We start from the raw sequence: 13,254 nt of genomic DNA, 5'->3' as shown, positions 1-13,254 counted from the left end.
CAAAAGCTAGGTGGAACAGCATTCAGATGTCTGTTCCATTTTTTATAGGAGAGGAAAGATTGAAAACAAAGATTGGAAAAATTGGATTAGCAAGTGCCTTTTTGCTTGGATTGATCGTTAATCAGGTGGCTGCAAATGAAGCTGAAGTGAAAGCATCTTCGGAAGAAAGCAGTGTTCAAGCTTCTTCTAGTAAGGTAGAAGAAAAGAAATCAGAAACGACTACAAGTCAAAAAGAAGAAGAGAAAAAGGTTGAGACTTCTTCTAGTCAGCGTCCAGAGAAAAAGGAAGAAGTAAAAGAGACGCGAGCTAGTAGTCAGAAAGAAGAAAGTAAGCCAAATTCAACATCAGCACATTGGGAAGGTGACTTCTATGTAAAAGCAGATGGTTCAAAAGCTAAGAGTGAATGGATTTTCGATACTAGCTACAATAGTTGGTTCTATATAAAAGCAGATGGTCGTTATGCCCAAAAAGAATGGCATGGAAACTACTACCTCAAAGCAGGTGGATACATGGCTAAAAATGAATGGGTTTACGATAACAATTATAAGAGCTGGTTCTACCTCAAGGCAGATGGTTCTTATGCAGAACAAGAATGGCAGAAAATCAATGGCAAATGGTACTATTTTAAGAAGTGGGGCTATATGGCTAAAAGTCAGTGGCAAGGAAATTATTTCTTGAATGGTCAAGGTGCCATGATGCAAAACGAATGGCTTTACGATAATCATTATAAGAGTTGGTTCTATCTTAAGGCAGATGGTTCTTATGCTAATGAACAGTGGCAAAAGATTGATGGCAAGTGGTATTATTTCAAGAAGTGGGGCTATATGGCTCAAGATGAGTGGCATGGAAACTACTATCTTACTGAAAGTGGTGTCATGGCAACAGGTGAGTTAATCATGGACGATACTCGTTATACTTTTGCTGATTCAGGGGAACTGAAAGAAAAGAAAGCCTTGAATGTTGGTTGGGTTTATCGAAATGGACACCGTTATTTCTTTAACCATCGTGAAGAACAGGTCGGAACTGACCGTGCTAAGAAGGTTATTGATGTCAGTGATCATAATGGCCGCATTAGTGATTGGAAAAAGGTTATCCAGGAAAATGGAGTTGATGGTGTTATTGTGCGCTTAGGATACAGCGGTGTAGAAGATAAGGAATTGGCACATAATATTCAAGAATTTAATCGACTAGGTATTCCTTATGGTGTTTATCTTTATACCTATGCAGAAAATGAAACAGATGCTGAGAATGATGCTAAGCAGACTATTGAACTCTTGAAGAAATACAAGATGAACTTATCTTATCCAATCTACTATGATGTTGAAAACTGGGAGTATGAAAATAAATCTAAGAAAGCTCCAGCAGATACAGACACTTGGGTTAAAATTATCAATAAGTATATGGAAACCATGAAGCATGCTGGTTACCAAAACGTGAAAGTTTATAGCTATCGTCAACTTTTGCAAACTCGTTTGAATCATCCAAATATTTTACAACATGTAAACTGGGTTGCAGCTTATACGGATGCGCTTGATTGGAACAATCCTCATTATTCAGGAGAAAAAGGATGGCAATATACTTCATCTGACTCTCTTAAAGGGATACGAGGACAGGTTGATGTCAGTGTCTGGTATTAAGATGTAAAATGAGAAAAGAGCCTACAAATTGTATACTCTTTTTCTTTATTTTATAGCTGTTAAGAGAGTTTGAAAGTGACTAGGTTTTATTCTAAAAAAATCTTAAATTATCAGTCTATTGCAACTTTTCTCATGTGAGTCATTTGGCTTGCTATTGGTTTTCCTTAGTAGTATACTAAGGTAGTAATCATTAAGAAGTGGTTACAAATAATAATGAATGAGGTAAAATAAAATGGTAGAATTGAAAAAAGAAGCAGTAAAAGACGTAACATCATTAACAAAAGCAGCGCCAGTAGCATTGGCAAAAACAAAGGAAGTATTGAACCAAGCTGTTGCTGATTTGTATGTAGCTCACGTTGCTTTGCACCAAGTGCACTGGTACATGCGTGGTCGTGGTTTCCTTGTATGGCATCCAAAAATGGATGAGTATATGGAAGCTCTTGATGGTCAATTGGATGAAATCAGTGAGCGTTTGATCACACTTGGTGGTAGCCCATTCTCTACATTGACAGAATTCCTTCAAAACAGTGAAATCGAAGAAGAAGCTGGTGAATACCGTAATGTTGAAGAAAGCTTGGAACGTGTCCTTGCTATCTACCGTTACTTGTCAGAACTCTTCCAAAAAGGTTTGGATGTTACTGATGAAGAAGGTGACGATGTGACAAACGGTATCTTTACAGATGCTAAAACTGAAACTGATAAAACAATCTGGATGCTTGCCGCAGAACTTGGACAAGCACCTGGTTTGTAAGAAATAGAATAATCATATAAAAATCTGTAGGATGCCTCTTACAGATTTTTTTCTATTCTGTAAGCTATTCCAAACCAGTCTTTTTTTGAGTTTTTTGATAAAATAGTACTATCAGTGAAAAGGATGGAAGCATGACTAAGAAAATCGTAGCTATTTGGGCCCAGGATGAAGAGGGTGTGATTGGTAAGGGAAATCGCCTGCCTTGGCATTTGCCAGCAGAACTGCAACACTTCAAAGAAACAACTCTGAATCATGCTATCTTGATGGGGCGTGTGACCTTTGATGGGATGGGGCGTCGCTTGCTTCCACAACGGGAAACTCTGATTTTGACGCGTAATTCTGAAGAAAAGATAGACGGGGTTACTACTTTTCAGGATGTCCAGTCTGTCTTGGACTGGTATCAGGCTCAAGAAAAGAATCTTTATATTATCGGTGGGAAGCAAATTTTTCAGGCTTTTGAACCCTACCTTGACGAAGTAATTGTGACTCAAATTCATGCTCGGGTGGAGGGAGATACCTATTTCCCTGAGGAGTTTGATTTGTCTCTTTTTGAGACAGTTTCAAGCAAATCCTATACCAAAGATGAGAAAAATCCTTATGATTTTACCATCCAATACCGCAAGAGAAAGGAAGTCTAATGGAACGTAGTATATTTGGTTTTTTCACAGCCATGCTGTGTTTGGTCTGCTTACTTGCAGGAGCACAGGCTTTTCGTAAAAAGCGTTATGGGCTTTCTGTCCTGCTCTGGTTAAATGCCTTTACCAATTTGGTCAATAGTATCCATGCTTTTTACATGACCTTATTTTAGATAGAATGACAGTATAGAATAGAACGGAAGGAAATCATGCCTACAAATAGGAATAATGATATGATGGTTTATTGCTCATTTTGTGGCAAAAGCCAAGAAGAAGTACAAAAAATAATCGCAGGTAACAACGCCTTTATCTGTAATGAATGTGTGGAGTTAGCCCAGGAAATCATTCGAGAGGAGTTGGCGGAAGAAGTCTTGGCAGACTTGTCTGAAGTTCCAAAACCAATCGAACTCCTCCATATCTTGAACCACTATGTAATTGGTCAAGATCGTGCCAAACGTGCCTTGGCAGTGGCAGTTTACAACCACTACAAACGCATCAATTTCCACGATACGCGTGAAGAGTCAGAAGATGTGGATTTGCAGAAGTCAAATATCTTGATGATTGGCCCAACTGGTTCAGGGAAAACTTTTCTTGCCCAGACCTTGGCTAAGAGCTTGAATGTGCCTTTTGCGATTGCGGATGCAACAGCTCTTACTGAGGCTGGTTATGTGGGTGAGGACGTGGAAAATATCCTCCTCAAACTATTGCAGGCTGCTGACTTTAACATTGAACGTGCAGAGCGTGGCATTATCTATGTGGATGAAATTGACAAGATTGCTAAGAAGAGCGAGAACGTATCGATCACACGTGACGTTTCTGGTGAAGGGGTGCAACAAGCCCTTCTTAAGATTATCGAGGGAACAGTTGCCAGCGTACCGCCTCAAGGTGGACGTAAACATCCACAACAAGAGATGATTCAAGTGGATACTAAAAATATCCTCTTCATCGTGGGTGGTGCCTTTGATGGTATTGAAGAAATCGTCAAACAACGTCTGGGTGAAAAGGTTATCGGATTTGGTCAAAACAATAAAGCGATTGATGAAAACAGCTCTTACATGCAAGAAATCATCGCAGAAGATATTCAAAAATTTGGTATTATCCCTGAGTTGATTGGACGTTTGCCTGTCTTTGCTGCTCTTGAGCAATTGACGGTTGATGACTTGGTTCGTATCTTGAAAGAGCCAAGAAATGCCTTGGTTAAACAATATCAAACCTTGCTTTCTTATGATGATGTCGAGTTGGAATTTGACGACGAAGCCCTTCAAGAGATTGCCAACAAGGCCATCGAACGTAAAACGGGTGCGCGTGGTCTTCGCTCTATTATCGAGGAAACCATGCTAGATGTCATGTTTGAAGTACCGAGTCAGGAAAATGTGAAATTGGTCCGCATCACTAAAGAAGCTGTCGATGGAACGGATAAACCAATCCTAGAAACAGCCTAGAGGTGACTATGGAACTTAATACACACAATGCTGAAATCTTGCTCAGTGCGGCTAATAAGTCCCACTATCCGCAGGATGAATTGCCAGAGATCGCTCTTGCAGGGCGTTCAAATGTTGGCAAGTCTAGCTTTATCAATACCATGCTGAACCGTAAGAATCTGGCTCGTACGTCAGGGAAACCTGGTAAAACCCAGCTCCTGAACTTCTTTAACATTGATGACAAGATGCGCTTTGTGGATGTGCCTGGTTATGGCTATGCCCGTGTTTCTAAAAAGGAACGTGAAAAGTGGGGGCGCATGATTGAGGAGTACCTAACGACTCGGGAAAATCTCCGTGCAGTGGTCAGTCTAGTTGACCTTCGTCATGACCCGTCAGCAGATGATGTGCAGATGTACGAATTTCTTAAGTATTATGAGATTCCAGTCATCATTGTGGCGACCAAGGCGGACAAGATTCCTCGTGGTAAATGGAACAAGCACGAATCAGCAATCAAAAAGAAATTAAACTTTGACCCAAGTGACGACTTTATCCTCTTTTCATCTGTCAGCAAGGCAGGGATGGATGAGGCTTGGGATGCAATCTTAGAAAAATTGTGAGGAAAAGAAAATGGCAAAAACAATTCATACAGATAAAGCTCCAAAGGCTATCGGACCCTATGTTCAAGGAAAAATCGTTGGCAACCTTTTGTTTGCTAGTGGTCAAGTTCCTCTCTCTCCTGAAACTGGGGAAATCGTTGGAGAAACGATCCAAGAACAGACAGAACAAGTCTTGAAAAATATTGGTGCTATTTTGGCAGAAGCAGGAACTGACTTTGACCATGTTGTCAAAACAACTTGCTTCTTGAGCGATATGAACGACTTTGTTCCTTTTAACGAGGTTTACCAAACGGCCTTTAAAGAGGAATTTCCAGCTCGTTCAGCAGTAGAGGTAGCTCGTCTTCCTCGTGATGTAAAAGTCGAAATCGAAGTCATCGCAGAGATTGGATAAGCTAGTTGAAGTTTGGTGTTGCCAAACTTCTTTTGATATAAGGAGAGATAGATGACAAAGAAACAACTTCACTTGGTGATTGTGACAGGAATGAGTGGTGCAGGGAAAACAGTTGCCATTCAGTCCTTCGAAGATTTGGGTTATTTTACTATTGATAATATGCCTCCAGCTCTCTTGCCTAAGTTTTTGCAGTTGGTGGAAACAAAGGAAGACGACCATAAGTTGGCCTTGGTAGTAGATATGCGTAGCCGTTCTTTCTTCTCAGAGATTCAAGCTGTTTTGGATGAGCTGGAAAACAAGGAAGAACTGGACTTTAAAATTCTCTTTTTGGATGCAGCTGATAAGGAATTGGTCGCTCGTTACAAGGAAACCAGACGGAGTCACCCACTAGCTGCAGATGGACGAATTTTGGATGGAATTAAGCTGGAACGTGAACTCTTGGCACCTTTGAAAAATATGAGTCAAAATGTGGTGGATACGACAGAACTAACTCCTCGTGAGCTGCGCAAAACCCTTGCAGAGCAGTTTTCAGATCAGGAACAAGCCCAGTCTTTCCGTATCGAAGTCATGTCTTTTGGTTTTAAATATGGAATCCCGATTGATGCGGACCTAGTCTTTGATGTCCGTTTCTTGCCAAATCCCTATTATCTACCAGAACTGCGTAATCAAACGGGAGTGGATGAACCAGTTTATGACTATGTCATGAACCATCCTGAGTCAGAAGATTTCTATCAACATTTGTTGGCCTTGATTGAGCCGATTTTGCCAAGCTACCAAAAGGAAGGGAAGTCTGTTTTGACCATTGCCATGGGTTGTACAGGGGGACAACACCGTAGTGTGGCCTTTGCCAAACGCTTGGCACAGGACTTATCCAAGAATTGGCCTGTCAATGAAGGGCATCGTGACAAAGACCGAAGAAAGGAAACGGTAAACCGTTCATGAGAAAACCAAAGATAACGGTGATTGGTGGAGGAACTGGGATTCCTGTCATTCTAAAAAGTCTGCGTGAAAAAGATGTGGAAATCGCTGCTATCGTAACGGTGGCGGATGATGGTGGTTCATCAGGTGAACTCCGAAAAAATATGCAACAATTGACACCGCCAGGTGATCTTCGTAATGTCCTTGTGGCCATGTCGGATATGCCTAAGTTCTATGAGAAAGTCTTTCAGTATCGCTTTTCTGAGGATGCGGGAGCCTTTGCTGGCCATCCATTGGGTAATCTCATCATTGCTGGCCTGTCAGAAATGCAGGGTTCGACCTATAATGCCATGCAGTTATTGAGCAAATTTTTCCATACAACTGGGAAGATTTATCCTTCCAGTGACCATCCTTTGACCCTGCACGCAGTCTTTCAGGATGGGACAGAAGTGGCTGGAGAGAGCCATATTGCAGACCATCCAGGCATGATTGACCATGTCTATGTGACCAATACCCTTAACGATGATACGCCTCTGGCTAGCCGTCGAGTGGTGCAGACCATTCTTGAAAGTGACATGATTGTCCTCGGACCTGGTTCTCTCTTTACCTCTATTTTGCCCAATATTGTAATTAAGGAAATCGGGCAGGCGCTTTTGGAAACCAAGGCAGAAATCGCCTATGTCTGCAATATCATGACCCAACGTGGGGAGACGGAACACTTTACAGATAGTGACCACGTGGAGGTCTTGCATCGTCACCTTGGTCGACCTTTTATCGATACTGTCTTGGTGAATATTGAAAAAGTGCCTCAGGAATACATGAATTCCAACCGTTTTGATGAATACTTGGTGCAGGTGGAACATGATTTTACTGGTCTTTGTAAGCAAGTTCCGCGCGTGATTTCATCCAACTTCCTTCGTCTGGAAAATGGAGGCGCCTTCCACGATGGGGATTTGATTGTGGATGAATTGATGCGGATTATACAGGTGAGAAAATGAGTTTCACAGTAGCAGTAAAAGAAGAAATCCTAGGTCAGCACCATCTGAGCCGGCATGAATTATCTGCCATTATCAAGATGTCTGGCAGTATCGGTCTCTCGACTTCGGGCCTGACCTTGTCTGTCGTGACAGAAAATGCCAAACTGGCTCGCCACCTCTATGAGTCCTTTCTCCATTTCTATGAAATCAAATCGGAAATCCGACACCACCAAAGAAGTAATCTTCGTAAGAATCGGGTCTATACCGTTTTTACAGATGAAAAGGTGCAGGACCTTCTGAGTGATTTGCACTTGGCCGACTCTTTCTTTGGCCTAGAAACAGGTATTGATGAGGCGATTTTATCGGATGAGGAAGCAGGTCGTGCCTATCTTTGTGGTGCCTTCTTGGCAAATGGAAGCATTCGTGACCCTGAGTCAGGCAAGTATCAGTTGGAAATCAGTTCTGTTTATCTGGACCACGCGCAAGGGATTGCCTCCCTTCTCCAGCAATTTTTACTAGATGCTAAGGTGCTTGAGCGCAAGAAGGGAGCTGTGACCTATCTCCAGCGAGCCGAAGATATTATGGACTTCTTGATTGTCATCGGAGCCATGCAGGCGCGTGATGATTTTGAGAGGGTTAAGATTTTGCGAGAAACCCGTAATGACCTCAATCGAGCCAATAATGCCGAGACAGCTAATATCGCTCGGACAGTCTCTGCCAGCATGAAGACTATCAACAATATCAGCAAAATCAAAGATATCATGGGCTTAGAAAATCTGCCAGTGGATTTGCAGGAAGTAGCGCAGTTGCGGATTCAGCACCCAGACTACTCTATCCAGCAGTTAGCAGATAGCCTCAGCACCCCTCTGACCAAAAGTGGTGTCAACCACAGACTCAGAAAAATCAATAAGATAGCCGATGAGTTATAAAGATATAAAACACCTCTTTCTTGACAATTAAATAGAGTATGTGAGATAATAAAGGGGAATTGAGAAGTTCTAGCATTTTAGTGCTAACAGAAATCCCCTCGGTACTGCAATACTGAGGGGATTTTTTTCTAGGTTAGATAGCACTAACCAGGAAGGTTACTTGTCGAAGTGATCGTCTAACCAACGAGTCACCAGCCATGAGATGATACTCTCGATGACTGCGATAAGTACTATTTTGAGAAGTTCTAGCATCTGTAATACCTCCTTTTCCAAGGCGTATTGTTAGTGCCGTCCCTATTATATCACATGTTTTATCAGTTTGATAGGCATTTTTATTTTTGTTAAAGAAGGGGGAAATATGAGCTAACAAATTAGCCGATGAACTATAAAACCACGAATCCTATGTGACTCGTGGTTCTTTTTCTATAAACTAGTAGAGTGTTTTGGTTGTACTTTTTGTTCTGGGTCGATGTAGTTAATGGCATTGTTAACAGCGGTTGGTGCTTCTCCAAGCCCTGTCGCAATCAGATCAATTTTTCCGTCATAGTAGCAACAGTCACCGATAGCATAGATACCTGCTTGGCTAGATTCTTGCTTGCTATTGACGATAATCTTGTGACGGTTGAGGTCCAGACCCCAGTTTTTAAGGTTACCAACAGAAGATTTGAAACCATAGTTGACAAAGAGGTGGTCTAGGTCAATAGTTTCTGTTTCATCAGATTTGACTTTTGTGATTTCAAGTTTATCGAGTGTTTTTCCATCTCCAAGGAGTTGGCTAGGGACGAATGGTGTCTTGATGATCACAGAAGATTCCTGCAAAGCTTGGACACTGTGTTCCAAGGCGCGGAAATTATCTCTACGGTGGACAAGGGTAGTTGGCGCAATTTTTTCAAAAGCTAAAGCCCAATCAACAGCTGAGTCCCCACCACCCAGAATCGTCACTTTCTTACCAGCATATTGCTGAATGTTAGAAACGTGGTAGTGGATATTTTCATAGCCCTCAACGCCTTCTAGTTCCAGCGGACGTGGTTTGAAGGCACCACCCCCCATAGCAATGATAACAGTTTTAGACAGATGACTTCCTTTAGAAGTTGTGATGACAAATCCTTCTTCTTGTTTTTCAATCTCAAGAACCGTTTCGTTGAGATGAATAGGGGTATCAAAGCCATTTAATTGCTCGATTAGACGGTTAGTCAACTCTTCTCCAGTCAGGTTTGGGAAACCCGGGACGTCTAAAATTTCCTTTTCAGGGTAGAGAATAGCAGGTTGTCCACCTAGTTGGGGAAGAGAGTCGATGATTTGGACCTTGGCTTGGCGTAGGTGGGCATAGAAGGCTGCAAAAAGCCCGACAGGACCACCACCTACAATGGTAATATCATAGAGTTGAGACATGGTTTCTCCTTTGTTTTTTCTAGTCAGTTTATTTTATCATATTTTTCCTTAATTTAAAATGAAGTAGGATAGGGAAAAAAATGCCAGAAAAATGGTATAATAGAAAGGAACGTGTTTGGACAGAGAGGAGACAGCAGATGAACTTTCAACAATTATCCAATCTGCAATATTGGACTAGCTTGTTTTCTAGTCCTTGGAGTATTGCCATCAATCTGTTTGATATTTTGATTGTGGCCTATATTTTATATCGTTTTACAAAAGCGATAGCTGGCACCAAGATTATGATTTTGGTGCGTGGGGTCGTGATCTTTGTATTAGCCCAGGTTGTGGCCAATATCCTTGATTTAACAACGATTTCTTGGTTGATTAATCAGATTATCACCTATGGGGTTATTGCTGCGGTTGTTATCTTCTCTCCAGAGATTCGGACTGGTTTGGAACGCTTGGGAAGGGCGACAGATTTCTTTTCTACTGCTCAAATTAGTGCAGAGGAGCAAATGATTCGTGCCTTTGTCAAGTCGGTTGAATATATGAGTCCTCGTAAGATTGGTGCTCTGGTTGCCATCCAACGAGTTCGGACCTTACAAGAATACATTGCGACAGGGATTCCTTTGGATGCCAATATTTCAGCTGAACTCCTTATTAATATCTTTATCCCCAACACTCCCCTACACGATGGTGCTGTGATTATCAGAGAAAATCGAATAGCAGTAACCTCTGCCTATCTTCCCTTGACAGAAAGCACAGGGATTTCCAAGGAATTTGGGACCAGACACCGGGCGGCTATCGGTTTGTCAGAAGTATCCGATGCCTTGACCTTCATCGTCTCAGAGGAAACAGGAGGCATTTCTATTACCTATAACGGTGTTTTCAAGCACGACTTGACGATTGAAGAATTTGAAGCAGAGCTACGAGCAATTCTTTTGCCAGCTGTTGAGGAAAAAGTCAGTTTCAAGGACCGTTTGCTAGGAGGTTGGAAATATGAGAAAAAATAGTCTATATATCATTTCATCTCTCTTTTTTGCTTGTGTCTTATTCATTTATGCAACGTCAACCAACTTTCAAAATAGCAATACCGCAAGGCAGGTCAAATCAGAAACCTACACCAATACGATAACGAACGTTCCTATCGATATTCACTATGATAATGACCAGTATTTCATTAGTGGATTTGCATCAGAAGTTTCAGTGATATTAACCGGAGCTAATCGTGTGACCTTGGCCAGCGAAATGCAGGAGAGCACTCGTAAGTTTAAGGTCACAGCGGATTTGACGGATGCCAGTGTTGGAACGATTGAAGTTCCCTTGAATATTGAAAATCTTCCAAGCGGATTGACCGCTGTGGCAACGCCTCAAAAGATTACAGTGAAAGTTGGGAAGAAGGTTAAGCGAGATGGGATGATTGTTGTGCCACAAGTTGACCAAAGCCAGATTGATTCCAAGCTACAAATTGATAGTGTAACCGTGTCAAACGAACGAGTTTCTGTCACAACTGACCAAGAAACATTAGCTAAAATCGATCGTATTATTGCGCTTTTACCAACCAGCGAACGCATAACCGGTAATTACAGTGGTTCAGTACCTTTGCAGGCAATCGATCGCAATGGTGTTGTCTTACCGGCAGTTATTACTCCGTTCGACACAACAATGAAGGTGACTACAAAACCAGTAGCACCAAGTTCAAGCACATCAAATTCAACTACAAGTAGTTCGTCGGAGACGTCTTCGTCAACGAAAGCAACTAGTTCAAAAACGAATTAAAAATAGAAAAAGGATTTTATAAAAATGGGTAAATATTTTGGGACTGATGGAGTCCGTGGAGAAGCTAATGTAGAATTAACGCCAGAATTGGCCTTTAAACTAGGACGTTTTGGAGGCTATGTTCTTAGCCAACATGAAACGGAAGCGCCGAAAGTTTTTGTAGGACGTGACACACGTATTTCTGGGGAAATGCTAGAATCTGCCTTGGTGGCAGGTCTCCTCTCTGTAGGGATTCACGTCTACAAACTTGGTGTCCTTGCAACACCAGCAGTAGCTTACTTGGTAAAAACTGAGGGAGCCAGTGCAGGTGTCATGATTTCTGCTAGCCACAACCCAGCCCTTGATAATGGGATTAAGTTCTTTGGTGGTGATGGTTTCAAACTAGATGATGAAAAAGAAGCAGAAATTGAAGCCTTGCTAGATGCTGCGGAAGACACTCTTCCTCGTCCAAGTGCTGAAGGCTTGGGAACCTTGGTAGATTATCCAGAAGGTTTGCGTAAGTATGAAGGATATCTTGTTTCAACTGGAACTCCTCTTGAAGGAATGAAGGTTGCCTTGGATACGGCTAATGGTGCAGCTTCTACAAGTGCCCGTCAAATCTTTGCAGATCTTGGTGCTCAATTAACTGTTATTGGGGAAACACCAGATGGTCTTAACATCAACCTTAATGTTGGTTCAACCCACCCAGAAACCCTTCAAGAAGTGGTCAAAGAAAGTGACTCAGCTATCGGTTTGGCTTTTGACGGAGACAGTGACCGTTTGATTGCTGTCGATGAGAATGGTGAGATCGTTGATGGTGATAAAATCATGTACATCATCGGAAAATACCTTTCTGAAAAAGGACAATTGGCGCAAAATACAATCGTGACAACCGTTATGTCTAACCTTGGTTTCCACAAGGCCTTGGATCGTGAAGGCATTAACAAGGCAGTCACTGCAGTTGGCGATCGTTACGTTGTTGAAGAAATGCGAAAATCAGGCTACAACCTTGGTGGTGAACAGTCTGGTCACGTCATCTTGATGGACTACAATACAACAGGTGATGGCCAATTATCTGCTGTTCAATTGACAAAAATCATGAAGGAAACTGGTAAGAGCCTGTCAGAGTTGGCAGCAAAAGTAACCATCTATCCACAAAAATTAGTCAATATCCGAGTGGAAAATGCTATGAAGGAAAAGGCTATGGAAGTGCCAGCTATCAAGGACATTATCGAGAAGATGGAAGAAGAAATGGCAGGGAATGGGCGTATCCTTGTTCGTCCAAGTGGAACAGAGCCCCTCTTGCGTGTTATGGCAGAAGCTCCTACAACAGAAGAAGTGGACTACTATGTTGATACTATCGCAGACGTAGTTCGAGCTGAAATCGGGATTGACTAAATCCTAGAAAACTAGATGAAAATAAAAAATTATGGTACAATAGCTTATAATATTGTAGCCGAGGGAGAAAGACATGAATCTTAAACGTGAACAAGAATTTGTTAGTCAGTATCATTTTGATGCGCGTAATTTTGAATGGGAAAATGAAAATGGAGCTCCTGAAACTAAGGTGGATGTGAACTTCCAATTAATTCAACATGACCAAGAAAATCAAGTGACTTCCTTGATTGTTGTCTTGAGTTTTATGATTGTATTTGATAAATTTGTCATCAGTGGAACCATTTCACAGGTGAACCATATCGATGGTCGTATTGTTAACGAACCAAGTGAATTGAACCAAGAAGAAGTGGAAACCTTGGCTCGTCCATGTTTGAATATGCTCAACCGTTTAACTTACGAAGTAACTGAAATTGCATTAGACTTACCAGGAATCAATTTGGAGTTCTAA

At 41.7% G+C, this 13,254-nt stretch carries 15 protein-coding genes; 14 read left to right on the top strand and 1 reads right to left on the bottom strand.

The genetic code is table 11. The features are described from left to right. The first annotated feature begins 26 nt into the window (after positions 1-26). From lytC to whiA, 10 genes are all read left to right on the top strand, one after another. Positions 27-1,637: a choline binding-anchored murein hydrolase LytC gene (gene lytC / locus SM12261_RS07045; RefSeq protein WP_078228356.1), complete on the top strand. Its 1,611-nt coding sequence runs from the start codon at positions 27-29 to the stop codon at positions 1,635-1,637. A gap of 232 nt (positions 1,638-1,869) precedes the next feature. After that, complete coding sequence (locus tag SM12261_RS07040; protein WP_000229882.1) at positions 1,870-2,388, top strand: Dps family protein; 519 nt, start codon at positions 1,870-1,872, stop codon at positions 2,386-2,388. A gap of 131 nt (positions 2,389-2,519) precedes the next feature. Continuing rightward, positions 2,520-3,026, top strand: coding sequence for a dihydrofolate reductase (locus SM12261_RS07035; protein WP_000162491.1), 507 nt, complete (start codon positions 2,520-2,522; stop codon positions 3,024-3,026). Continuing rightward, positions 3,026-3,196, top strand: a complete 171-nt coding sequence (locus tag SM12261_RS09500) for a hypothetical protein (protein WP_000442260.1) — start codon at positions 3,026-3,028, stop codon at positions 3,194-3,196. The genes SM12261_RS07035 and SM12261_RS09500 overlap by 1 nt, the downstream gene beginning before the upstream one ends. Before the next feature lie 36 nt (positions 3,197-3,232). Then, on the top strand, positions 3,233-4,465 hold the full coding sequence (gene clpX, locus SM12261_RS07025) for an ATP-dependent Clp protease ATP-binding subunit ClpX (RefSeq protein WP_012972566.1): 1,233 nt from the start codon (positions 3,233-3,235) through the stop codon (positions 4,463-4,465). An 8-nt stretch (positions 4,466-4,473) separates the two neighbouring features. After that, positions 4,474-5,061 carry a ribosome biogenesis GTP-binding protein YihA/YsxC gene (gene yihA / locus SM12261_RS07020; RefSeq protein WP_000422605.1) on the top strand — a complete coding sequence of 196 codons (588 nt, stop codon included), beginning with the start codon at positions 4,474-4,476 and terminating at the stop codon, positions 5,059-5,061. A gap of 10 nt (positions 5,062-5,071) precedes the next feature. Beyond that, positions 5,072-5,452: a RidA family protein gene (locus SM12261_RS07015; protein WP_001140420.1), complete on the top strand. Its 381-nt coding sequence runs from the start codon at positions 5,072-5,074 to the stop codon at positions 5,450-5,452. Between the two features lie 51 nt (positions 5,453-5,503). Next, positions 5,504-6,394, top strand: a complete 891-nt coding sequence (rapZ, locus tag SM12261_RS07010) for an RNase adapter RapZ (protein WP_000163055.1) — start codon at positions 5,504-5,506, stop codon at positions 6,392-6,394. Continuing rightward, positions 6,391-7,368, top strand: coding sequence for a YvcK family protein (locus SM12261_RS07005; protein ID WP_001231080.1), 978 nt, complete (start codon positions 6,391-6,393; stop codon positions 7,366-7,368). Before rapZ ends, SM12261_RS07005 begins: the two co-directional genes overlap by 4 nt. After that, positions 7,365-8,276 carry a DNA-binding protein WhiA gene (gene whiA / locus SM12261_RS07000; protein WP_000011276.1) on the top strand — a complete coding sequence of 304 codons (912 nt, stop codon included), beginning with the start codon at positions 7,365-7,367 and terminating at the stop codon, positions 8,274-8,276. The genes SM12261_RS07005 and whiA overlap by 4 nt, the downstream gene beginning before the upstream one ends. Before the next feature lie 423 nt (positions 8,277-8,699). Here the strand turns inward: whiA and SM12261_RS06995 are convergent, their stop codons facing one another. Then, positions 8,700-9,668 (bottom strand): NAD(P)/FAD-dependent oxidoreductase, encoded by a 969-nt coding sequence (locus SM12261_RS06995; protein ID WP_000081015.1) that lies wholly within the window; start codon positions 9,666-9,668, stop codon positions 8,700-8,702. A 137-nt stretch (positions 9,669-9,805) separates the two neighbouring features. On the opposite strand from SM12261_RS06995, the gene cdaA reads away from it, so the two are divergent. The 4 genes from cdaA (at position 9,806) to SM12261_RS06975 (ending at position 13,254) form a co-directional block, all read left to right on the top strand. Beyond that, the gene (cdaA, locus tag SM12261_RS06990; RefSeq protein WP_001011069.1) at positions 9,806-10,663 is read left to right on the top strand and encodes a diadenylate cyclase CdaA; all 858 of its coding nucleotides are present in this window, start codon (positions 9,806-9,808) and stop codon (positions 10,661-10,663) included. Continuing rightward, positions 10,650-11,429 carry a CdaR family protein gene (locus tag SM12261_RS06985; protein WP_001230940.1) on the top strand — a complete coding sequence of 260 codons (780 nt, stop codon included), beginning with the start codon at positions 10,650-10,652 and terminating at the stop codon, positions 11,427-11,429. The genes cdaA and SM12261_RS06985 overlap by 14 nt, the downstream gene beginning before the upstream one ends. A 24-nt stretch (positions 11,430-11,453) precedes the next feature. Beyond that, positions 11,454-12,806 carry a phosphoglucosamine mutase gene (gene glmM / locus SM12261_RS06980; protein WP_000521447.1) on the top strand — a complete coding sequence of 451 codons (1,353 nt, stop codon included), beginning with the start codon at positions 11,454-11,456 and terminating at the stop codon, positions 12,804-12,806. Positions 12,807-12,879: 73 nt separating this feature from the next. Continuing rightward, positions 12,880-13,254, top strand: a complete 375-nt coding sequence (locus tag SM12261_RS06975) for a DUF1149 family protein (protein ID WP_001050081.1) — start codon at positions 12,880-12,882, stop codon at positions 13,252-13,254.

The sequence above is a fragment of the Streptococcus mitis NCTC 12261 genome (genome assembly GCF_000148585.2).
Taxonomy (GTDB): domain Bacteria; phylum Bacillota; class Bacilli; order Lactobacillales; family Streptococcaceae; genus Streptococcus; species Streptococcus mitis.
Note: the sequence above shows the minus strand (reverse complement) of the source record. Positions and strands in the feature narration are given on the sequence as shown.

Excerpts from the sequence above, each read along its gene's own strand:
- glmM (WP_000521447.1), top strand. The coding sequence starts at position 11,454 with ATGGGTAAATATTTTGGGACTGATGGAGTCCGTGGAGAAGCTAATGTA.
- SM12261_RS06995 (WP_000081015.1), bottom strand. The coding sequence starts at position 9,668 with ATGTCTCAACTCTATGATATTACCATTGTAGGTGGTGGTCCTGTCGGG.
- SM12261_RS06975 (WP_001050081.1), top strand. The coding sequence starts at position 12,880 with ATGAATCTTAAACGTGAACAAGAATTTGTTAGTCAGTATCATTTTGAT.
- SM12261_RS07005 (WP_001231080.1), top strand. The coding sequence starts at position 6,391 with ATGAGAAAACCAAAGATAACGGTGATTGGTGGAGGAACTGGGATTCCT.
- SM12261_RS07040 (WP_000229882.1), top strand. The coding sequence starts at position 1,870 with ATGGTAGAATTGAAAAAAGAAGCAGTAAAAGACGTAACATCATTAACA.
- lytC (WP_078228356.1), top strand. The coding sequence starts at position 27 with ATGTCTGTTCCATTTTTTATAGGAGAGGAAAGATTGAAAACAAAGATT.
- rapZ (WP_000163055.1), top strand. The coding sequence starts at position 5,504 with ATGACAAAGAAACAACTTCACTTGGTGATTGTGACAGGAATGAGTGGT.
- clpX (WP_012972566.1), top strand. The coding sequence starts at position 3,233 with ATGCCTACAAATAGGAATAATGATATGATGGTTTATTGCTCATTTTGT.
- whiA (WP_000011276.1), top strand. The coding sequence starts at position 7,365 with ATGAGTTTCACAGTAGCAGTAAAAGAAGAAATCCTAGGTCAGCACCAT.
- SM12261_RS07015 (WP_001140420.1), top strand. The coding sequence starts at position 5,072 with ATGGCAAAAACAATTCATACAGATAAAGCTCCAAAGGCTATCGGACCC.
- yihA (WP_000422605.1), top strand. The coding sequence starts at position 4,474 with ATGGAACTTAATACACACAATGCTGAAATCTTGCTCAGTGCGGCTAAT.
- cdaA (WP_001011069.1), top strand. The coding sequence starts at position 9,806 with ATGAACTTTCAACAATTATCCAATCTGCAATATTGGACTAGCTTGTTT.
- SM12261_RS06985 (WP_001230940.1), top strand. The coding sequence starts at position 10,650 with ATGAGAAAAAATAGTCTATATATCATTTCATCTCTCTTTTTTGCTTGT.
- SM12261_RS09500 (WP_000442260.1), top strand. The coding sequence starts at position 3,026 with ATGGAACGTAGTATATTTGGTTTTTTCACAGCCATGCTGTGTTTGGTC.
- SM12261_RS07035 (WP_000162491.1), top strand. The coding sequence starts at position 2,520 with ATGACTAAGAAAATCGTAGCTATTTGGGCCCAGGATGAAGAGGGTGTG.